Annotated in this window: 16 protein-coding genes; 7 read left to right on the forward strand and 9 right to left on the reverse strand. The window is 62.3% G+C overall.

Annotated features, from left to right (window positions below):
* The first annotated feature begins 72 nt into the window (after window positions 1–72).
* Genes ACQKEN_RS18840 through ACQKEN_RS18865 form a run of 6 tightly spaced genes read left to right on the forward strand, consistent with a single transcriptional unit; the run spans window position 73 to window position 6,157 of the window.
* Window positions 73–3,015, forward strand: a complete 2,943-nt coding sequence (locus ACQKEN_RS18840; RefSeq protein WP_427687822.1) for a monovalent cation/H+ antiporter subunit A — start codon at window positions 73–75, stop codon at window positions 3,013–3,015.
* Window positions 3,015–3,359, forward strand: a complete 345-nt coding sequence (locus tag ACQKEN_RS18845; protein WP_065986226.1) for a Na+/H+ antiporter subunit C — start codon at window positions 3,015–3,017, stop codon at window positions 3,357–3,359. Before ACQKEN_RS18840 ends, ACQKEN_RS18845 begins: the two co-directional genes overlap by 1 nt.
* Window positions 3,356–5,035 (forward strand): monovalent cation/H+ antiporter subunit D, encoded by a 1,680-nt coding sequence (locus tag ACQKEN_RS18850; RefSeq protein WP_427687824.1) that lies wholly within the window; start codon window positions 3,356–3,358, stop codon window positions 5,033–5,035. Before ACQKEN_RS18845 ends, ACQKEN_RS18850 begins: the two co-directional genes overlap by 4 nt.
* Window positions 5,032–5,520 (forward strand): Na+/H+ antiporter subunit E, encoded by a 489-nt coding sequence (locus ACQKEN_RS18855; RefSeq protein WP_427687826.1) that lies wholly within the window; start codon window positions 5,032–5,034, stop codon window positions 5,518–5,520. The genes ACQKEN_RS18850 and ACQKEN_RS18855 overlap by 4 nt, the downstream gene beginning before the upstream one ends.
* Window positions 5,517–5,795 carry a K+/H+ antiporter subunit F gene (locus ACQKEN_RS18860; RefSeq protein ID WP_133776504.1) on the forward strand — a complete coding sequence of 93 codons (279 nt, stop codon included), beginning with the start codon at window positions 5,517–5,519 and terminating at the stop codon, window positions 5,793–5,795. Before ACQKEN_RS18855 ends, ACQKEN_RS18860 begins: the two co-directional genes overlap by 4 nt.
* The gene (locus ACQKEN_RS18865) at window positions 5,792–6,157 is read left to right on the forward strand and encodes a Na+/H+ antiporter subunit G (protein WP_427687828.1); all 366 of its coding nucleotides are present in this window, start codon (window positions 5,792–5,794) and stop codon (window positions 6,155–6,157) included. Before ACQKEN_RS18860 ends, ACQKEN_RS18865 begins: the two co-directional genes overlap by 4 nt.
* A gap of 108 nt (window positions 6,158–6,265) precedes the next feature.
* Here ACQKEN_RS18865 and ACQKEN_RS18870 read toward each other — a convergent pair whose 3' ends face one another.
* Complete coding sequence (locus ACQKEN_RS18870; protein ID WP_427687830.1) at window positions 6,266–6,733, reverse strand: hypothetical protein; 468 nt, start codon at window positions 6,731–6,733, stop codon at window positions 6,266–6,268.
* Window positions 6,734–7,935: 1,202 nt separating this feature from the next.
* Here ACQKEN_RS18870 and ACQKEN_RS18875 point away from each other — a divergent pair.
* Window positions 7,936–8,172 carry a DUF2789 family protein gene (locus tag ACQKEN_RS18875; RefSeq protein WP_427687832.1) on the forward strand — a complete coding sequence of 79 codons (237 nt, stop codon included), beginning with the start codon at window positions 7,936–7,938 and terminating at the stop codon, window positions 8,170–8,172.
* Window positions 8,173–8,265: 93 nt separating this feature from the next.
* Here ACQKEN_RS18875 and ACQKEN_RS18880 read toward each other — a convergent pair whose 3' ends face one another.
* The 8 genes from ACQKEN_RS18880 to iolD form a co-directional block, all read right to left on the reverse strand.
* Window positions 8,266–9,729, reverse strand: a complete 1,464-nt coding sequence (locus ACQKEN_RS18880) for a T6SS phospholipase effector Tle1-like catalytic domain-containing protein (RefSeq protein ID WP_427687834.1) — start codon at window positions 9,727–9,729, stop codon at window positions 8,266–8,268.
* A gap of 229 nt (window positions 9,730–9,958) precedes the next feature.
* Window positions 9,959–11,641: a methyl-accepting chemotaxis protein gene (locus tag ACQKEN_RS18885; RefSeq protein ID WP_427687836.1), complete on the reverse strand. Its 1,683-nt coding sequence runs from the start codon at window positions 11,639–11,641 to the stop codon at window positions 9,959–9,961.
* Window positions 11,642–11,766: 125 nt separating this feature from the next.
* Window positions 11,767–12,171 carry a TraR/DksA family transcriptional regulator gene (locus ACQKEN_RS18890; RefSeq protein ID WP_122537744.1) on the reverse strand — a complete coding sequence of 135 codons (405 nt, stop codon included), beginning with the start codon at window positions 12,169–12,171 and terminating at the stop codon, window positions 11,767–11,769.
* A gap of 349 nt (window positions 12,172–12,520) precedes the next feature.
* A complete protein-coding gene (locus ACQKEN_RS18895) occupies window positions 12,521–13,543 on the reverse strand; it encodes an ABC transporter permease (protein WP_427687860.1) in 1,023 nt (340 codons plus the stop codon).
* A gap of 80 nt (window positions 13,544–13,623) precedes the next feature.
* Window positions 13,624–15,186, reverse strand: a complete 1,563-nt coding sequence (locus ACQKEN_RS18900; RefSeq protein ID WP_427687838.1) for a sugar ABC transporter ATP-binding protein — start codon at window positions 15,184–15,186, stop codon at window positions 13,624–13,626.
* A gap of 80 nt (window positions 15,187–15,266) precedes the next feature.
* Window positions 15,267–16,193: a sugar ABC transporter substrate-binding protein gene (locus tag ACQKEN_RS18905; RefSeq protein WP_427687839.1), complete on the reverse strand. Its 927-nt coding sequence runs from the start codon at window positions 16,191–16,193 to the stop codon at window positions 15,267–15,269.
* A gap of 713 nt (window positions 16,194–16,906) precedes the next feature.
* Window positions 16,907–17,926 (reverse strand): Gfo/Idh/MocA family protein, encoded by a 1,020-nt coding sequence (locus ACQKEN_RS18910; RefSeq protein WP_427687841.1) that lies wholly within the window; start codon window positions 17,924–17,926, stop codon window positions 16,907–16,909.
* A 161-nt stretch (window positions 17,927–18,087) separates the two neighbouring features.
* Complete coding sequence (gene iolD, locus ACQKEN_RS18915; RefSeq protein ID WP_427687843.1) at window positions 18,088–20,019, reverse strand: 3D-(3,5/4)-trihydroxycyclohexane-1,2-dione acylhydrolase (decyclizing); 1,932 nt, start codon at window positions 20,017–20,019, stop codon at window positions 18,088–18,090.
* Window positions 20,020–20,046: the final 27 nt, after the last annotated feature.

Raw genomic sequence — 20,046 nt, forward strand, 5'->3', positions numbered from 1 at the left:
GACATCTTGGCGTTTGGTCATCCCGGACCCGGCACGTATGATCCTTGACATTTATTCGCAGATTAGAAACCTATGTCCCTGATAGTTCTACTGCTTCTGCCTTTCATCGGCAGCTGTCTGGCGGCGCTTTTGCCGCACAACGCACGCAACAGTGAATCCATTCTCGCCGGCCTGATCGCCTTGATCGGCGCGGTGCAGGTCGCACTGTGGTATCCACAGATCGCCCATGGCGGGGTCATCAGAGAAGAGTTTTTCTGGCTGCCCAGCCTGGGCCTGAACTTCGTCCTGCGCCTGGACGGCTTTGCCTGGCTGTTCTCGATGCTGGTCCTGGGGATCGGCGCGCTGGTGTCGCTGTATGCGCGTTATTACATGTCGCCGGACGACCCGGTGCCGCGTTTCTTTTCATTCTTTCTTGCGTTCATGGGCGCCATGCTCGGGCTGGTCATGTCCGGCAACCTCATTCAAATCGTGTTTTTCTGGGAGCTGACCAGCGTCTTCTCGTTCCTGCTGATCGGCTACTGGCACCACCGCGCCGACGCTCGACGCGGCGCCTACATGGCACTGATGGTCACGGGCGCCGGCGGCCTCGCGCTGCTGGTCGGGATGATGCTGCTCGGGCACGTCGTCGGGAGCTATGACCTGGATCGCGTGCTGGCCTCGGGCGATGCGATTCGCGCCCACGCGCTGTACCCGGTGCTGCTGACGCTGATTCTGATCGGCGCGCTGAGCAAGAGCGCACAATTCCCTTTCCATTTCTGGCTGCCCCACGCCATGGCGGCACCGACGCCGGTGTCGGCATATCTGCACTCGGCGACCATGGTCAAGGCCGGGGTGTTCCTGCTCGCGCGCCTGTGGCCGTCGCTGTCGGGCAGCGAACAGTGGTTCTGGATCGTCAGCGGCGCAGGGGCCGCCACGCTGGTGATCGGCGCCTATTCCGCCATGTTTCAAAACGACCTCAAGGGCCTGCTGGCCTATTCCACCATCAGTCACCTGGGGCTGATTACCCTGCTGCTGGGGCTGAACAGCCCACTGGCCGCCGTCGCCGCCGTGTTTCACATCCTCAACCACGCCACCTTCAAGGCGTCGCTGTTCATGGCGGCGGGCATCATCGACCACGAAAGCGGCACCCGCGACATCCGCAAACTCAGCGGGCTGATCAAGCTGATGCCCTACACCGCGACGCTGGCGATGGTCGCCAGCGCGTCAATGGCCGGGGTGCCGCTGCTGAACGGCTTCCTTTCCAAGGAAATGTTCTTCGCGGAAACGGTGTTCATCACCTCGACCGACTGGGTGGAAATCGCCCTGCCGGTGATCGCCACCATCGCCGGGATTTTCAGCGTGGCCTATTCCCTGCGCTTTACCGTCGATGTGTTTTTCGGCCCGAAAGCCACGCGCCTGCCCCACACGCCCCACGAGCCGCCGCGCTGGATGCGCCTGCCGGTGGAATTGCTGGTGCTGGCCTGCCTGATCGTCGGCATTTTTCCCACGCACTCCGTCGGCCCATTGCTCGCCGCCGCGGCGCAACCGGTGGTGGGCGGTGAGCTCCCCGAATACAGCCTGGCGATCTGGCACGGGTTGAATGCGCCGATGATCATGAGCCTGATCGCCATGGCCGCCGGCATCGTTCTGTACCTGCTGCTGCGCGGGCCGATCAAGCGCAAGCAGGTCAATGGCCCGCCGCTGATGTGGCGTCTGAACGGCAAGCGCATGTTCGAGCGCGTGCTGGTGCTGAAGATGCGCGGCGCGCGGCGACTGGTGGGGCTGCTGACGACCCGTCGCCTGCAGGCGCAGCTGTTTCTGATGGTACTGGCCGCGCTGGTCGCCGGCTTCGTGCCGATGTACGAGAGCGGGCTGAGCTGGGGCGATCGACCGAAGATCCCGGGTTCCGGCGTGTTCGTGATGCTCTGGCTGATCGCCATTGCCTGCGCCATCGGCGCTGCGTGGCAAGCCAAGTACCACCGTCTGGCGGCCGTGACCATGGTCAGCGTCTGCGGGCTGATGACCTGCGTGACCTTCGTCTGGTTTTCCGCGCCGGACCTGGCACTGACCCAACTGGCGGTGGAAGTCGTCACCACGGTGTTGATCCTGCTCGGCCTGCGCTGGCTGCCGCGACGCAACGAAAACGTGCCGCCGCCGTCCCAGGCGCGACGCCGGGCCAAGGTGCGGCGGATCCGCGATTTCGTCCTCGCCGTGGCGGTGGGTGGCGGCATGGCAGTGCTGTCCTACGCGATGCTGACGCGGCCGACGCCGAACGCCATTTCCGAGTTTTACCTGAGCCGCGCCCTGGCCCAGGGCGGCGGGACCAACGCGGTCAACGTCATGCTCGTGGACTTCCGTGGCTTCGATACCTTTGGCGAGATCACCGTGCTGGCCGTGGTGGCGCTGACGGTCTTCGCCCTGCTGCGCCGCTTCCGGCCGCCGAAAGAAAGCATCGCCCTGCCGGCGCAACAGCGTTTGCTGGCCCGTGACGTGGTTACCGATCTGGTGAACCCGCGTCATGCCGCCGATACCGCGCTGGGCTTCATGATGGTGCCGGCGGTGCTGGTGCGCCTGCTGTTGCCGGTGGCCTTCGTGGTCTCGATGTACCTGTTCATGCGCGGGCATAACCAGCCGGGTGGCGGATTCGTCGCCGGGCTGGTCATGTCGGTGGCATTCATCCTGCAATACATGGTCGCCGGCACCCAGTGGGTCGAGGCCAATATGAGCCTGCGGCCGTTGCGCTGGATGGGCACCGGGCTGTTCTTCGCGCTGGCCACGGGGCTGGGCTCGATGGCCCTGGGTTATCCGTTCATGACCACCCACACCGCGCACGTGGTCCTGCCGATCCTGGGCGACCTGCACATCGCCAGCGCGCTGTTTTTCGACATCGGCGTGTACGCGGTGGTGGTCGGCTCGACCCTGTTGATCCTCACGGCACTGGCTCACCAATCGGTGCGCAGCCATCGCCCGACCTCGTTGCCGCCACCCATTGAACCAGTCCCGGCCGACAGCCCGATTTCACAAGGAGCCATCTGATGGAAGAAGTCATCGCCATTGCCATCGGCGTGCTCGCCGCTTCCGGCGTGTGGCTGATCCTGCGTCCACGGACCTTTCAGGTCGTGATGGGCCTGTGCCTGCTGTCCTACGGCGTCAATCTGTTCATCTTCAGCATGGGCAGCCTGTTCATCGGCAAGGAGCCGATCATCAAGGACGGCGTGCCCCAGGACTTGCTCAACTACACCGATCCCCTGCCCCAGGCACTGGTGCTGACGGCCATCGTCATCAGCTTCGCCATGACCGCGCTGTTTCTGGTGGTGCTGCTGGCGTCGCGCGGTCTGACCGGCAACGACCATGTCGACGGTCGGGAGCTGGGTGAATGAGTGTGATGAACCAACTGATCGTCGCGCCGATCCTGCTGCCGGTGCTGACCGCTGCGCTGGTGCTGTGGCTTGGCGAGAAACACCGTCCGCTGAAAGCGCGGATCAACCTGTTTTCCACCGGGCTCGGCCTGGCCATCGCCATCACGCTGATGATGTGGGTGCAGAAAACCGGCACCACCGGCTCCATCGGCGTGTACCTGCCGGGCAACTGGGAGGCGCCATTCGGCATCGTGCTGGTGGTTGATCACCTGTCGGCCCTGATGCTGGTGCTGACCGGCATCGTCGCCTTCTGCGCCCTGCTCTTCGCCCTGGCGCGATGGGACCGAGCGGGGGCGAGTTTCCACGCCCTGTTTCAGATTCAGCTGATGGGGCTGTATGGCGCCTTTCTCACCGCCGACCTGTTCAATCTGTTCGTGTTCTTCGAAGTGCTGCTGGCCGCGTCCTACGGCCTGATGCTGCACGGTTCGGGACGGGCGCGGGTGTCGGCGGGCCTGCACTACATCACCATCAACCTGCTGGCCTCGTCGCTGTTCCTGATCGGCGCCGCGCTGATTTACGGTGTCACCGGCACGCTGAACCTGGCGGATCTGGCGGTGAAAATCCCTCAGGTGACGGAGGGCGATCTGGGCTTGCTGCACGCGGGCGCGGCCATTCTGGCGGTGGCCTTTCTGGCCAAGGCCGGCATGTGGCCGCTGAATTTTTGGCTGGTGCCGGCCTATTCCGCCGCCAGCGCACCGGTGGCAGCGCTGTTCGCGATCATGACCAAGGTTGGCTTCTACACGCTGCTACGGTTGTGGACGCTGTTGTTTTCCGGTCAGGCCGGCGCGTCGGCGTTCTTCGGCGGGGACTGGCTGATCTGGGGCGGCATGGCCACCGTTACCGTGGCCGCTATTTCCGTGGTCGCTGCCCAGCGCCTCGAGCGCATGGCCAGTCTGAGCATTCTGGTGTCGGCGGGGATTCTGCTCTCGGCGGTCGGTTTCGCGCAGCCGAGCCTGACGGCGGGTGCTCTGTTTTATCTGGTCAGCTCGACCCTGGCCCTCAGTGCGCTGTTCCTGCTGGCGGAGTTGATCGAACGCTCGCGCTCGGCCAATGACATCGCCCTCGACGAAGACGCCGATCAGTTGCCCAAGGCGCTGGAGTCGTTGCATCCGGTGCCGGGCACCAACCTGGATGACGAGCAGAAAGCCGTGGTCGGCCATGTCATCCCCTGGACCATGGCGTTCCTGGGCCTGAGTTTCATTGCCTGCGCGCTGCTGATCATCGGCATGCCGCCGCTGTCGGGCTTCCTCGGCAAGCTGACGCTGATCAGTTCCCTGCTCAATCCGCTGGGACTTGATGTGGCGAAGGACGAAGCCATTCGTGGCGACAGCTGGACGCTGGTGGCACTGCTGATTATTTCCGGGCTGACGTCGCTGTTTGCCTTCGTGCGTATCGGCATCAAACGGTTCTGGACGCCCCAGGAACACGCGGCGCCCCTGCTGCGGCTCAACGAATGCCTGCCGATCGCTTTGCTGGTGGGCTGCGCCGTTGTGCTGACATTCAAGGCTCAGGCGCTGTTGCATTACACCCAGGACACCGCCCAGGCGTTGCATGATCCGCAGCAATACGTGCTCTCGGTGATGGCGGCACGGCCGATACCGGGCCCCGTTTCGGCAGCGGCGGAGGTGCAGCCATGAAGCGTCTGTTTCCCGCGCCGCTGTTGTCGCTGTCGCTGTGGGGGTTGTGGCTGTTGCTCAACTTGTCGCTGAGCCCGGGCAATCTGCTGCTGGGTGCCTTGATGGGCTTTTTCGCGCCCTACATCTTTGCGCCGTTGCGCCCCTCCCCTGCGCGGATCCACAACCCCGGCGTCGCCCTCCGTTTGTTCCTGCTGGTGGGCCGCGATGTGGTGGCGTCCAATCTGGCGGTAGCCTGGGGCGTGCTGTGCGCCGGTCGCCGTCCGCCACGCTCGGCGTTCGTCAAGGTCCCGCTGGACCTGCACGACGCCCACGGTCTGGCGGCGCTGGCGATGATTTGCACAGTGGTGCCGGGAACGGTCTGGTCTGAACTGGCGCTGGATCGCAGCGTGCTGCTCATGCATGTGTTCGATCTGGACGACGAAGCGGCCTTCATCGAGCACTTCAAAAGTACGTACGAACGGCCACTGATGGAGATTTTCCAATGAGCGCCCTGCTCACCAACGCGATTCTGTTTACGCTGTCGGCGTTCACCCTCGCCATGGTCCTGACCTTGATCCGCCTGTTCAAAGGCCCGTCGGCCCAGGACCGGGTGCTGGCGCTGGACTATTTGTACATCCTGGCCATGCTGATGATGCTGGTGCTGGGCATTCGTTATGCCAGCGACACTTACTTCGAGGCGGCGCTGCTGATCGCGCTGTTCGGCTTCGTCGGCTCCTTCGCGCTGGCCAAATTTCTGTTGCGCGGCGAGGTGATCGAATGAATTCGTTGCAGGTGTTGCCGTTCTGGATCGAAGTCCTGACCGCCGTGCTGCTGGTCCTTAGCAGCCTGTTCGGCCTGATCGGCGCGCTGGGTCTGTTGCGCATGAAGGACTTTTTCCAGCGCATGCACCCGCCCGCACTGGCCTCGACCCTCGGCGCGTGGTGCGTGGCGCTGGCGTCGATCGTCTACTTCTCGGCGCTGAAGGACGGTCCTGTGCTTCACGCCTGGCTCATCCCGATCCTGCTGGCGATCACCGTGCCGGTCACCACGTTGCTGCTGGCGCGCACCGGGCTGTTCCGCAAGCGCATGGCCGGTGACGACGTGCCTCCTGAAGTCAGCGATGGCAGACAGCAGGGGCATTGATGCTATGCCGTCGGCGATAACCGGACGCACGCATGCCCGCCACCCATCGCTTGTCGCGTGGGGGGATGTGGGCGCGTTCCTTGTGCAGGTTTTTTTGAAGCGTTGTTGTTACTCGCTGGCCTTGAACGTCAGCTCGCCCTTGCGCCATTTGGCTGCTTTGGCGGTGGCGGCTTTGAGGACTTTGCTCAGGCCGGACTGAATCTGTTCGTGGGCGGCGAACACCATGAAAATGCTGTGGGACTCTTTGAAGACGATGCCATGGCCTTCAGGCACGTCGACAAAAGCATATTCGCCCAGGCCGTAGATGGTCATCTTGATGTCGCGGAAGCGGATTTCGAACTTGCCGCCTTCTCGGCTGGGCAATACCGCGGCACGGAAGTGGTCACCCACTTTCAGTTCAAGCCCGGGTTTGTCATCGACCACCAGTGCGGCTTCGGTGTCGATTTCCGACATGTAAATGCCTTCAGGGGATTGTTCGATGACATAAACGAATCGCGCCTGGAACAGCTTTACCAACTTCGCGCGCACGTCGCCGAGCACGAATAACGCGTGGGTATCCAGATTACCTACTGCCAATGTACAAACTCCCAACCTGATAGGAACTCGCCCGGACAGCGGACCGGGCGAGAAAGAAACGAGAAATGGTGCGCCCTGAAGCCGGACGCTGGCGTGAACAAGGATTCTACCGGCAGTCAGTCTATACGGGCTATATCCCATTCGTCCGGAGTGACGTGGTTTTTGCGGCCATACGATGTTTCGGTGGGGCTGGCCCGACACAACAAGACGTCGTGGGATGTTTTGGTGGGACCGGCTTCAGCCGGGAAGAGGCCGCTTTGAACACCCTCAAATCTTCGGCGTGACACCTGACGCCCTCCCGGCTAAAGCCGGTCCCACATAAAAAACTCGCGCCTGCACTGGCTAACTGAATTCACTGACGATCTGATGCCTGACGCGGGCAATTGTAGGAGCGCGCTTGCCCGCGAAAGCGTTGTCACAGGCGCTGAAGATGTGTCGAATGTACCAACCTCTTCGCGAGCAAGCTCACTCCTACAGGAGGCTGAGTGCGCCTCGGAATTCTGTGGCCGAACACGATCAACTGTACGAGCGCGCTTGCTCGCGAAAGCGGCATTCGGGCCGCTGAAGATGTGTCGAATGTACCAACCTCTTCGCGAGCAAGCTCACTCCTGCAGGAGGCTGAGTGCGCCTCGGAATTCTGTGGCCGAACACGATCAACTGTAGGAGCGCGCTTGCCCGCGAAAGCGTTGTCACAGGCGCTGAAGATGTGTCGAATGTACCGGCCTCTTCGCGAGCAGACTCACTCCCACAGGAGGCTGAGTGCGCCTCGGAATTCTGTGGCCGAACGCGGGCAATTGTAGGAGCGCGCTTGCCCGCGAAAGCGTTGTCACCGGCGCTGAAGATGTGTCGAATGTACCAACCTCTTCGCGAGCAGGCTCACTCCTACAGGAGGCTGAGTGCGCCTCGGAATTCTGTGGCCGAACACGATCAACTGTAGGAGCGCGCTTGTCCGCGAAAGCGTTGTCACAGGCGCTGAAGATGTGTCGAATGTACCGGCCTCTTCGCGTGCAAGCGCGCTGCTACAGAATGCGCGCCAGCCAGCAGCATTTGTGTTTCCGACCTGCCCCCATACCGACCCCCCCCCCGGGCCCACACCTTCAGGCAATCAGTTAGAACTCTTGCCGGCCCCGCGCACTCCCATGCAACAGAAGGTTATTCACTGACACGCCAATCCGGGTCCTTGACCCGTTCGGGAGAAATAAATGGAAATCATGACGCCGTCGCTTGAGCTCTTGTTCGAACAAATGGGGCTGGAGTCCGATCAGGCCAGCATCGATGGATTCGTCGCTGCGCATCAATTGCCGGAAGGCGTGAAGGTGTCCGAAGCCGATTTCTGGACAGACAATCAAGCGGCACTGCTCAAGGAAAAGATCCAGCTGGATGATGACTGGGCGCCTATCGTTGACGAGCTGAACGTATTGCTGCACACGCCGACCTGACCCGGCGCACGTGTAAAAAAGGCGGCCCCTCGAGGCCGCCCTTTTTTTTCCTGATCCACCATTATCGTCACCCGATCGCTCGTTGCAGCCCGCTCAGTGTGGATAACCAGGCTGGCCGATATTGGAAAACGTCTGCCGCCCGTTGCGCGCAGGCGCGTGCACAAAAAGACCATCCACCAGCGCATCGCGCCGGGCGTTGTTCCAGTGGGCCGAGCGATGGATATAGCGCTGATGCAACAAACTCAGCTCCGCGTCGTTCAACACCCCGCCCTCTCCTTTTGCATGGCTGATCAGCTTGGCGGCGATGGGACGCAGTTCCGGTGGCAGGGTGATCTCCGCTGAATCACGGATCGGCACAAACGGCACACCTTCGTCAGTGGCCAGCGTGTGCATCACCCGCAGGTAAACGTGGGCCAGGTGGTTGTAGACGCGGCGCTCCAGCGTCACCGTCGCGACCACCGTCTTGACCCCGCGTGAGCTGCTGGCGAACCGTTCGAAACATTCAACGCCCAGCGAGGCGCTGTCGTCGGTGGGGTCGAGCAGGCGCCCGGCGTCGAGGGTGGACAGCTCGGCGTGGGCCTGCAGCCAGGCGTCCGTGGCGTCGTACGGCGTACTGACGGTGACCAGACTGCGGCGAGGCCGGAACAGCGACACTTTCTCCACTTCCTGGGGCTGGTAGCCACCGCCGATGTCCGAATGGCTGCCGGGCAGCACGATTTCCCGGGGCCAGTCGGGCTTGACGCTATTGAGCACAAAGTTGCGCCGATGCTCATCGCCGGCCACCAGATGCAGCACTTGCTGCGCGCACCCGGGAGGCAGAAACAGATTAACCCGTTTATTGACGGCATCGCGAACGCTGCCCAGATCGGAAATCCCGCCTACCGCAGCCACGGTGTCGAACAGCCCGATGACCTTCAACCGCACGCTGCCGCCGGCCCATGAGAAGCTGTCCGACAGCGGCAGTTTGCGGGGATCGAGAACCGGGTCGAGCGCGCCCCGGGACTTTTTCAGCACCTCGTTGGCCAGATGGCGGGCCGACGCCGCACCCCGACTGAAGCCAAACACGTCCAGCTCCAGCGCCCCGATGACGCAACCCGGGTTATTGGTTTCAAACATCTGGAGTTCGTCGGCAAGTTTCTTGATGCCCCGCGACACTTTTGCCACCACGCCAGTGGTGCCTCGACCAAAGCCCTGGCCCGACACGCGGGAATCGCGCCCGCCAGATGTCGTGCCAACGCCACTGACATACACCGCGCCATACACATACAGGCCGTCTGCGTTAACAATTGCCTTGCGCTGTTGCTTATATAAACCGGCCAGTCTCGCGATATTGGTGAGGCTGTTGCTGTAGCTGCTGCCGGGATCAGTGTGTCGGCCGCCACATTCTTTTGTATGCACGCCGCCGTAGACCTCCGCCATCGCCTGGCAGTCGGCGCCGATCTGGCTGTTCACCCGATTATTACCGGTCCCGTCGAAGAACACCCCGAAGCGAACGGTAACTTCCTGAGCGTCGGTGCGGGAATCGGCCGACGCGTGACTGATAGTTTTCTTTGTCATTTGATTCATCCGTGAGTACTGACATGAGCCCCGAACAGGCATTTACATATTCGGACATATACTCACAGGATGATCGCAGTTAACGTCCCGTCAACCGATGGAACTGCACTTCAGACGCGTCCTACTTCATTATCGGACGGTTAAATAGTTTTCCGGAGCTGCAAGCTACAAGTGGCAAGCTACAAGACGCCTGCTCTTAGCTTGCAGCTTGCCGCTTACAACTTGCCGCTCAGCTTTTCTCCGGCTTATAACCCAGCCGCAGCCCGCCCCAATGTCGGCCTTTGACGATAATAGGCACGGAAAGATCGTGCATCAGTTCCCCGGTGTCGCGGGTGTAGGTCTGCAACAGCACCGGCTGCTGGTGACTGCCGCAGCGAATGCCGGTGCGGTCGTCGAACTTGCGCTTGGTGCGATTGTTCACCGCGTCGACGGCCGTGTCGCCCGTCAAAGGCCGGCTGAACACCTGATTGTGGGTCGGCACGTAACCTTGCTGGGTGCAAGCGATGGCGAACACCAGCCCCTCATGCCGCGTCAGCAGCGGCTCTTGAATGGCCGGTAGCGTCTGATCGGTGTAGCGGTCGAAGCGCGTCTGGTACTTGGCCGGCGAGGTGTTGGGGATGGGCTGATAGGAGCGGTCGAACAGATCGGTCAGGCTGACCCGGCCCTGATCGATGTCCTGCTCGAACTTCGCGGCGATCTGGCTGGCGCCTTCCCGGGCGAGGTCGTAGATGCGCTGGTGGTAGTCATCAAGCCCCACCTGGGCGAGGCGTTCGCTGATGGTTTCTGCCTGTTCTTCCATCTGCAACGCCGACTGCGCCAGGCGCCGCGTCTGGTCATCGCTGATGGCAAGGTCGCTGCGCATTTGCTCGACGGCAACGAACAGGCTGCTCAATTGCTCCTGATTGGTCTGGGCGCCCCGCGCGATTTCACCGACCTGCTGCTCCACCCCAACGGCCAGCTGAGCGATGCTCGCCAACTGCTGACCGGTGGATTCAACCTGCGCCACGCCGCCACTCAGGTCACCCGACAGCTGCCGAATCTGCTCGACCACCTGACGGGTGCGCTGCTGAATATCAACGACCATCTCCCCGACCTCACTGGTCGCCGTCGCCGTGCGCCCGGCCAGCCCGCGCACTTCATCGGCCACCACGGCAAAGCCACGGCCGTGTTCGCCGGCGCGCGCGGCTTCGATGGCGGCGTTGAGGGCGAGCAGATTGGTCTGGCTGGCGATGGACTGGATCACTGCCGTGACACGCTGGATGTCTTCGCTGCGCTGGCTAAGGGCTTCGATCAGTTCGCGGCTGCTGTCGGCCCGCTCACTGAGTTGGTGCATCAGGCCGATGGAAGCGTTGAGGACGTTGAGCCCGGCGCCGCTGCTCTCCCGCGCCTGGCTGGCGGCGGTCAGCGCTTGCTGGCTCAGGGTCGAGGTGGCGCGCTCGGTAGCGATCATCACGTCGGCGCTGCTGACGATCTGCTCGGCGGCGTTGACCTGGGACTGCAGCTTGCCCGCCAGTTGCCTGACTGAAAATGCCACGGCCGCAGCAGACAGCGCGTTGTGACTGGTGCTTCGGGACAGATCCCGGGTCAGACGCGTCATGTTGTCTTCGCCCGCCTCTGCTGCTGCCACCGGCGTTCGGCCTGCGAACAGCGGCGGTAACCACAGGATCAATAACGCGACGGGCAGGCACAGGTAAACGGACACAGTGCCCCAGGCCATCGCCGCGAACAGCAGGCACAGCCCAAGGCTTTGCAGGGCGAGCGTCAGCCAGCGCGAACCGGCGGCGATCTGCTTGTCGGCAGCCGCGTGAGCGGGTTGAGAGGGTGTTGCGGCGTGACGACCTTTCGCATCCATGTCCGGGACCTGCCCTGCTTTCATTATTGTGAAAGCATTAAACGCCCAAATAGCGGCCATGCGCCATGAGTCATTGGTGGTAGTCGGTCGGAATTTGCTGCGAAGGCGGGGCTACAGGGTCGGCGCCTGAACGCTGCGCAAGGGAACGGCTCGACCACCCGTTGCGGGCGGTCGAACCCGAGGGATCACGCCTGACGCTGGTGGCGGTCGATCTGCTCGTGGCGTTCTTGAGCTTCGATGCAGTACTTGGTGGTCGGGCTGATCAGCAGGCGCTTGAGGCCAATTGGCTCGCCGCTGTCTTCGCACCAGCCGAAACTGTCGTCAGCGATGCGGCTCAGGGCCATTTCCAGCTGCGGCAGCATGCGTTGGTCGCGGTCAATCACGTTCACCAGCCAGTGACGCTCTTCTTCCACGGAAGCGGCGTCGGCAGGGTCAGCCGGGGTGTCCAGGCTCTCGATCGCGATACGGCTCTGCTCGATGCGCTCGTGGATTTCGACTTTCATGGCTTGCAACAGGTCGACGAAGAACGCGTGCTGCTCGGCGTTCATGTAGTCATCGGCCGGCATCGCCAGCAACTTTTCCTTGGTCATTGATTTCTCTATAAAAAAACGTGCATTAAGGCGATCTCAAAGGTGCGCCTCAACCTGGCATTAAACGCGCCGTAGTCTCGAAGCGCCGCTTGGCACTCAATTTACGAGGGGCGGCAGTCTAAGGCCGGGTTCGGTACTCGGCAACATAATTGATCAGGATTCGTCCAACAAGGGCTTGAATACCCGGCGGCATTGGGTCGCGCCGGGGTTTCGATGCAGGCTCGCCCGGCAAAGGTGCGCTCGAAACGAGGCAGATGGTGTCTGACCGGCCGTGGCGTGATCGGTTCAAACCGATGAAAAAAACGAAAAGGGCCTGCGAACAGGCCCTTTGGGTTAACGCATGCTCGACTCAGCGCTTGAGCTTGCGCTTGTTGCGGTACTGATCGATGACCACCGCGACGACGATGATCAGGCCCTTGATGATGTCCTGCACGTAGGCATCGACGCCGACGAAGGTAAAGCCGCTGGCCATGACCCCGAGGATCAACGCGCCGATGACCGTGCCGGTGATCCGCCCGACGCCACCGGCCAGGCTCGTGCCACCGATCACCGCCGCCGCGATGGCGTCCAGCTCGTAGGAAACGCCCATGCCGGCCTGGCCCGTGGCCGCCCGCGCCGATGCCACCACCCCGGCCAGCCCGGCCAGCAGACCGGCGATGCTGTAGACGACGATCAGATGACGCTTGACGTTGATCCCCGAGGTGCGCGCCGCCTGCATGTTGCCGCCGATGGCGTAGGTGTATTTGCCGTACTTGGTGTAACGCAGGGCGATGTGAAAGATCACCGCGACCACCAGAAAGATGATCACCGGCATGGCGCCCTGGCCGATCGCGGTGAAGGAATCATTGAGCATGCTGACCGGCTGGCCGCCGGTGTAATACCGCGCCAGGCCCCGCGCGGAGACCATCATGCCCAGCGTGGCAATGAACGGCGGGATGCCGGTGATGGCAATGATGCTGCCGTTGATCGCCCCGGCGAGCAGACCCACCCCGAGCCCGGCGATGACCGGCGCCCACACCGGCAGGTCGGTCAGCGACGGAAACACTGCGCGGGTGTAGTCCGACGACTGCGCCAGGCTGGCGGCAATCATCGCCGACAGCGCCAGCACCGAGCCTGACGACAAGTCGATGCCGGTGGTGATGATGACCTGGGTCACGCCGATGGCCAGCAGGCCGATGATCGACACCTGCAGGATCATCAGCACCAGCCGCTGGGAATTCATCAGAAAGCTCTGATCCCGGACGATCCAGCCGAACAGCTCGAAAATCAGGCCGATGCCAATCAGCACCAGGAAAATGCTCAGTTCGGTGGGCAGCCGGCGCTTGTGCTTGCGAGGCGCCAGCGCGGGTTTGTTTTCCAGCATCGCGTTCATCTTCATGTGTGCCTCTTGTTCTTTTTCGACCCATTACGGGCTGTCGGCAGTGCTCGAATCAGAGCTCACCAGCCAGAAAATCAGTGAACAGGGTTTCCGGACGCCAGGTGCATAACCCGTTCCTGAGTGGCTTCGGCGCGGTCGAGGGTGCCCATCATTTCACCTTCGTGCATGACCATGACCCGGTCGCTCATGCCCAGCACTTCCGGCAGCTCGGAAGAAATCATGATCACCGCCATGCCTTCGCTGGCGAGCAGGGAAATCAGCCGGTAGATCTCGGCCTTGGCGCCGACGTCGATGCCACGGGTGGGCTCATCGAGAATCAGCACTCGCGGGTTGGTCATCAGCCAGCGCGCCAGCAAGGCTTTCTGCTGATTGCCACCAGACAGCGTGTCGATGCACTGTTCAAGGGACGGCGTCTTCACCCGCAGTTTTTTGCACATGTCTTCGCACAGCACGCGCAGGGCTTTCTGATGGACAAAACCGTTGCCGACGTAATGGGGCAGCACGGCCATCTCCATGTTTTCCAGCACCGACAGGCACGGAAACAGGCCGCTGAGCTTGCGATCCTCGGTGAGCAATGCGAAGCCCTTCTCGATGGCGAAGTGCGGGTCGCTGACACGGATCGGCGTGCCGTCGAGGAGGATTTCCCCGCGTGTACTCGGCGTGATGCCGAAGATCGTTTCAGCGACATTGGTGCGCCCCGAGCCCATCAGCCCGGCGATGCCCAGCACTTCACCGGCGTGCAGGTCAAACGACACGCCTTCGAACACACCGTCCAGGGACAGGTCGCGCACCGACAGCAGCAACTTGCCCACGGGCTGATCGCGCTCCGGGAACAGCTGGGTCAGTTCACGGCCGACCATCATGGAGATCAGGCTATCGCCGTTCATGCTGTCGGCCCGCTGCAGGCCGATGTAGGCGCCGTCGCGGAACACCGCCACTTCATCGGCGATGGCGAACACTTCGTTCATCTTGTGGGTGATGTAGATGATGCCCTTACCCTGAGCGCGCAGGTCGGCAATGATCGAAAACAGGTGGGCCACCTCCGTCTCGGTGATGGCGGAGGTCGGCTCGTCCATGATCAATACGTCGGAATCGTAGGACACGGCCTTGGCGATCTCGACCATCTGCCGTTCGGCGATGCTCAGGTTGCCGACCTGTTCTTCCGGATCGAGGTTGATGCGCAGGCGTTCGAGCAGTTCCGCCGTGCAGCGGTGCATCGCGCGGTGGTCGACCATGTGCAGGCCGTTGAGCTGCTCGCGGCCGATCCAGATGTTTTCGGCGATACTCATGTGCGGCATCAGGTTGAGTTCCTGATGGATCATGGCGATGCCAGACTGCAGCGCCGCCAGCGGCGACTGGAACACCACCGGCTTGCCGCGCAGGCGGATTTCGCCGGTGTCGGGCTGGTAGATGCCGGCGATGATTTTCATCAGCGTAGACTTGCCCGCGCCGTTCTCGCCCATCAGCGCCAGCACGCTGCCGGGCCGCACGCGCAGTTGCACGTTGTCCAGCGCCACCACCCCGGGGAAGCCCTTGCTGATGTTGGTGATTTCCAGCAGATAAGGGTGCTCGGCGTCGTTCGCCGTCCCGGAGACGGGCGGGTTCGTTGAAGCCGAAGCGGTTGCGGAAGCGAACATGGTCACAGGCTCCTCGGGTGACAGGGTCGGCAGAGGCACGAAGGCGCTCTGCCGGGTGTCAGTCGGTGTGAGGTCAGCGGTTATTTGAAGGTGTTGACGTTATCCGGCGTGATCAGCTTGAAGGGAATCACGATGGCCTGTTCGGGCAGCGTTTCCTTCTTCGCCAGCTTCACGGCCGCATCGATGGCGCCCTCGCCCTGCCCCTTAGCGTCCTGGAACACCGAGACCGAGAGGTCGCCTTTCTTGACCGCACTCAGGCCGTCGGGCGTGCCGTCAACACCGGCCACAAACACCTCACCTTTCTTGCCCGCCTGCTTCAGCGCCATGGCCGCGCCGATGGCCATTTCGTCGTTGTTGGAGATGACCGCTTTGAAGTCGCCGCCCTGGGTCAGCCAGTCATTAGTGACGTCCATCCCCTTCTGCCGCTGCCAGGCACCGGTCTGCTCTTGGGTGACCTTGATGTTGGGGTAGTTTTTCAGGACTTCTTTCACGCCCGCCGTGCGGTCGCGGGTCGAGTTGTTGGCCAGCTCACCGAGCAAGATGACGACGTTGCCTTTGCCGTCCATCTTCTTGGCCAGGTATTCCATCTGCATGCGCCCGGCCTCTTTGTCGTCCGAGGTCACGGAGGCGACGCCTGCGGGCAGCTTCGGATCGTCCGGGCGGCGGTTGACGTAAACCAGCGGGATGCCGGCAGCCGTGGCCATCTTGGTGATGCGGTTGGTTGCTTCGGTGTCGACCGGGTTGACGATGAGCGCATCGACTTTCTTGCCGATCAGCTCCTGCACCTGGTCGAGCTGTTTGTTCACGTCATTGCGGCCATCGACGAACTGCAGATCGACGCCGCCCATGGCTTTGACTTTCTTGTCCATGTCCTCGCGCATGTAGGTCAGGTACGTGTCATCGAACTGCGACATGGACACGCCGATCTTCAGGTCGGCCGCCAGGGTGGCGCCGCTGCTGAGCATCAGGGCCAGGGCGAGTGAGGTGAAACGGAGTGTGGTATTCATGAACGGTCTTTCTCCAGATTCTTGTTGTTGTAATAGCGGGATAACGACTGCTGGAGGTGCTGGCGTTTAGCGCGGAGCCGTTGGCGCCGTGTCTGAAAGATGCGCGACCGAGCCACCCGATGCCCCGCACACCACAACGCCGCGGCTTTCGACGCAGAGCACGTGGGCGATGGTTTCAAGGGCGGATTCGAATGCGGGGGCAGCGTCGATCAATCTGCGGGCTACAGTGTGGAAAAGCGCGTGGGAAACAGCTCGGGGAATGGCGGGAAGCGCGAGTAAGAAGGGACGGCAAGCCTTGGCGGCTGATCTGAAGATGTTCATCGGCGGTACCTGTCTGCGATTGGCTTTCTTGTTTTTGTGTCGCTCGTTCGGCCTGCTGCCGGGAGACCCGGCACCAGGCACTGACGGCGATCGTCGGCAACCTGGAAATGACTCTATTGGAAAATAATTTCTACTTCAACAGCTTTTAGAATTAATTTCTATTTTGATGTTTGGTCGCCTGAAGCTCAGTTATCGGGGGGTGTACACGATTCCCTGTAGGCGCCGTCTTGCTGGCAAACACGGTGTGTCATTCGCCTCCCCGGGTACAGGCCCATCGTGGGTTCGCCAGCAAGCCTGCTCCTACGGGTCGGGTGTGTCATCTCCATTTCTGGTGCAGACCCACCGCGTCGGCAGCAGGCCGGCTCCTACGGAGTGAGATGCGTGCAGACCTCTCACAGCACCACCACCCTGCCCTCCATCGCGCTCATCCTCGCGGCATCCAGCACCTTGGCCGAAGCCACCGCATCGTTTGCATCCACCGGATTACGCCCCTGATTCATCACCGCCTCCTGCCACTGCCGGTAAAACTCGGTCCAGCAGCCACGCTCCGACGGGACCCGCTCGCGGTGCTCGCCCTGCTCGAACCAGCCCCAGCGTCGATGTTCTTCCACGCCCCAGCGGTCGCCTTCGGATTTGGGGGATAACCCGGCCAGTGCGGCGGCTTCCTGACCGTCGAGGCCCTCCACGGTATAGCAGCCCTGGGAACCGTTGACCCGAAATCTCGGGCCTTGAGCGTTTTGCAGGCAATTACCCCACAAGTGCGAAACCACGCCGCTGTCATGGGTCAGCGACATAAAGAAGCCGTGATCGACCTTTTTCTCCGGCGTCGCGAACTCAAGCTCGGCATACACCCGCTTCACCGGCCCGAACAGCAGCAGCGCCTGGTCCACCAGATGGCTGCCGAGATCGCGCAGAATGCCACCGCCGCTTTCCTTGCCCACGGAGGACGGCGAATAGCGCTCGACCCGGGACTCAAACCGACTGATGTCGCCGAAGACGCCCTGATCGATCAACTTGCGCACGGTGAGAAAATCCGAGTCCCAGCGGCGGTTTTGGTAAACGCCCAACAACACGCCTCGGTATTCGGCGGCGTCCACCAGCTCTTTTGCAGCCTGGGCATCCGGCGCGAACGGCTTGTCGCTGACCACGGGGACGCCCAGTTCGATAGCCTCCAGAATCAATGCACGCCGGGAGGCCAGCGGTGTCGAGATCACCACTGCATCAATACCGGCGGCGACCAGATCGGCCAGGCTGTCGAAAGCCGGGACCTTGGGGTAATCGTTGCGCAGGTCCTGACGGCGCTCCGGCGAACGGGTGACCACGCCGGCAAAGGTCACGCCAGGCTGGCTGGCAATCAGCGGTGCATGGAAATAGCGCCCGCCCTTGCCGTAGCCGATGAGTCCGATTTTCATGTGTAATCTCCTTGCCTGTAGGAGCGTGGCTTGTCCCGCGATCGGCGACGCAGTCGTCGTCAATCCAGCCAATGCGGTGCATCAGACACATCGCATTGCCTGAATGTGCTGCCGGTTCCCGGCAGATCGCGGGACAAGCCACGCTCCTACATGGACTGTGTTCAATACTGACGGGCCTTGGCCAGCGCTGCTTTTTGCCGCTCATACGCCTCGGCGGTCGTGCCGGTGGTCGACACCTGCGCCACGCCCACGCGCCACCAGGACAAGTAGCCGTGGATCATGGTTTTCGGCAGCACCTTGATGTCGATCAGCGTCGAAACGGTCTGCCTACGCGCATCGGCCAGCGCTGCTTCCAGCTCCTGGGCGTTACTGACCTTGTAGGTCTTGCAGCCATAGGCCGCGGCACTCATCGCAAAATCCACCGGCACGAAGTCGCCATCCAGCTGCCCGGTCTCGGCATTGCGATAACGGAACTCGGTGCCAAAACTGCCCATGCCGTTGCCGATCTGCAAATTATTGATGCAACCGAAGGCCATGTTGTCCAGCAACACCACGTTGATCTTGCGCCGCTCCTGAATCGACGTGGCCAGTTCCGAGTGCAGCATCATGTAGGAACCGTCGCCCACCAGCGCGTACACCTCACGCTCCGGCGCCGCCATTTTCACGCCCAACGCGGCATTGACCTCATAGCCCATGCACGAATAGCCGTACTCAACGTGATAACTGTCGACACTGGTGCTGCGCCAGGCCCGCTGCAAATCCCCGGGCAGACTGCCGGCCGCCGCGACGATCACCGCGTTCGCTGGCAATTGCTGATTGAGCACGCCCAGCACCCGGCTCTGGGTCAGGCATGAACCGGTCATCTCGATGAAATCGCGCAGCACCTGCGGGTCGAGATGGCCGCTGACTTCCGGCTCGAAGTCTTCGGTCTGGTATTCCACGGCGTACAGCCGATCCACTTCCGCGTCCAGGACAGCCCTTGCCTCGCGCGGCTGATCGCCCCATTGCGCGCGGTAGTCACCCAACTGATCCGCCAGCCTCTGCAACGCCAGGCGCGCGTCGGCCAGCACCTGCACGCCATCGAGTTTCTGCACATCAAATGCGCCGACGTTGAGGTTGAGAAATTGCACGTCAGGGTTCTGGAACAGGGATTTCGAGCCGGTGGTGAAGTCGCTGTAACGGGTGCCGACGCCGATGATCAGGTCCGCTTCCCGCGCCAGGGTATTGGCCGCCAGGGTGCCGGTCTCGCCGATACCGCCCATGTTCAGCGGATGGGCGGAAACGATGGCGCTCTTGCCCGCCTGGGTTTCGCTGAACGGAATGCCGAAGCGCTCGGCGAACGCCTGCAACTCGGCAGCCGCACCGGAATAACGCACGCCACCGCCACAGATCAGCAGCGGTTTGCGTTTGCCTTTGAGCAGTGTCACGGCATCATTGAGCATCGCTTCGGTGGGCGGACGGCGGTCGATGCGGTGTACGCGCTTTTGCAGGAATGAGTCAGGGTAATCGTAGGCTTCGGCCTGCACGTCCTGGGGCAGCGCCAGGGTGACAGCGCCGGTTTCGGCGGGGTCGGTGAGCACGCGCATGGCGTTCAAGGCCGCGCTCATCAGTTGCTCGGGCCGGTTGATGCGGTCCCAGTATTTGCTCACGGCTTTGAAGGCGTCGTTGGTGCTGATGCTGAGGTCGTGGAAATGTTCGATCTGTTGCAGCACCGGATCGGGCTGGCGACTGGCGTAGACATCGCCGGGCAGCAACAGCAGCGGAATGCGGTTGGCCGATGCGGTGGCAGCGGCGGTGATCATGTTGGCGGCGCCGGGGCCGACCGAGGAGCTGCAGGCGTAGACCTTACGCCGCAGGTGTTGCTTGGCAAACCCCATGGCAGCGTGGCACATGCCTTGTTCGTTGCGGCCTTGATGGACGATCAGGTCGCCGCTGTCCTGCTCCAGCGCCTGGCCCAGGCCCAGCACGTTGCCGTGACCGAAAATGGTGAACACCCCGGCGACGAACTTGCTCTGCACGCCGTCGACTTCGACGTACTGGTTATCGAGAAACTTCACCAGGGCCTGGGCCATGGTCAATCGAGTCGTGGTCATGCTTGCACCTTGTTGTTATTTGAGGTG

It is taken from the genome of Pseudomonas sp. NPDC078416 (assembly GCF_050268485.1).
Taxonomy (GTDB): domain Bacteria; phylum Pseudomonadota; class Gammaproteobacteria; order Pseudomonadales; family Pseudomonadaceae; genus Aquipseudomonas.

Excerpts from the sequence above, each read along its gene's own strand:
- ACQKEN_RS18840 (WP_427687822.1), top strand. The coding sequence starts at position 73 with ATGTCCCTGATAGTTCTACTGCTTCTGCCTTTCATCGGCAGCTGTCTG.
- ACQKEN_RS18845 (WP_065986226.1), top strand. The coding sequence starts at position 3,015 with ATGGAAGAAGTCATCGCCATTGCCATCGGCGTGCTCGCCGCTTCCGGC.
- ACQKEN_RS18850 (WP_427687824.1), top strand. The coding sequence starts at position 3,356 with ATGAGTGTGATGAACCAACTGATCGTCGCGCCGATCCTGCTGCCGGTG.
- ACQKEN_RS18855 (WP_427687826.1), top strand. The coding sequence starts at position 5,032 with ATGAAGCGTCTGTTTCCCGCGCCGCTGTTGTCGCTGTCGCTGTGGGGG.
- ACQKEN_RS18860 (WP_133776504.1), top strand. The coding sequence starts at position 5,517 with ATGAGCGCCCTGCTCACCAACGCGATTCTGTTTACGCTGTCGGCGTTC.
- ACQKEN_RS18865 (WP_427687828.1), top strand. The coding sequence starts at position 5,792 with ATGAATTCGTTGCAGGTGTTGCCGTTCTGGATCGAAGTCCTGACCGCC.
- ACQKEN_RS18875 (WP_427687832.1), top strand. The coding sequence starts at position 7,936 with ATGGAAATCATGACGCCGTCGCTTGAGCTCTTGTTCGAACAAATGGGG.
- ACQKEN_RS18880 (WP_427687834.1), bottom strand. The coding sequence starts at position 9,729 with ATGACAAAGAAAACTATCAGTCACGCGTCGGCCGATTCCCGCACCGAC.
- ACQKEN_RS18885 (WP_427687836.1), bottom strand. The coding sequence starts at position 11,641 with ATGGCCGCTATTTGGGCGTTTAATGCTTTCACAATAATGAAAGCAGGG.
- ACQKEN_RS18890 (WP_122537744.1), bottom strand. The coding sequence starts at position 12,171 with ATGACCAAGGAAAAGTTGCTGGCGATGCCGGCCGATGACTACATGAAC.
- ACQKEN_RS18895 (WP_427687860.1), bottom strand. The coding sequence starts at position 13,543 with ATGAACGCGATGCTGGAAAACAAACCCGCGCTGGCGCCTCGCAAGCAC.
- ACQKEN_RS18900 (WP_427687838.1), bottom strand. The coding sequence starts at position 15,186 with ATGTTCGCTTCCGCAACCGCTTCGGCTTCAACGAACCCGCCCGTCTCC.
- ACQKEN_RS18905 (WP_427687839.1), bottom strand. The coding sequence starts at position 16,193 with ATGAATACCACACTCCGTTTCACCTCACTCGCCCTGGCCCTGATGCTC.
- ACQKEN_RS18910 (WP_427687841.1), bottom strand. The coding sequence starts at position 17,926 with ATGAAAATCGGACTCATCGGCTACGGCAAGGGCGGGCGCTATTTCCAT.
- iolD (WP_427687843.1), bottom strand. The coding sequence starts at position 20,019 with ATGACCACGACTCGATTGACCATGGCCCAGGCCCTGGTGAAGTTTCTC.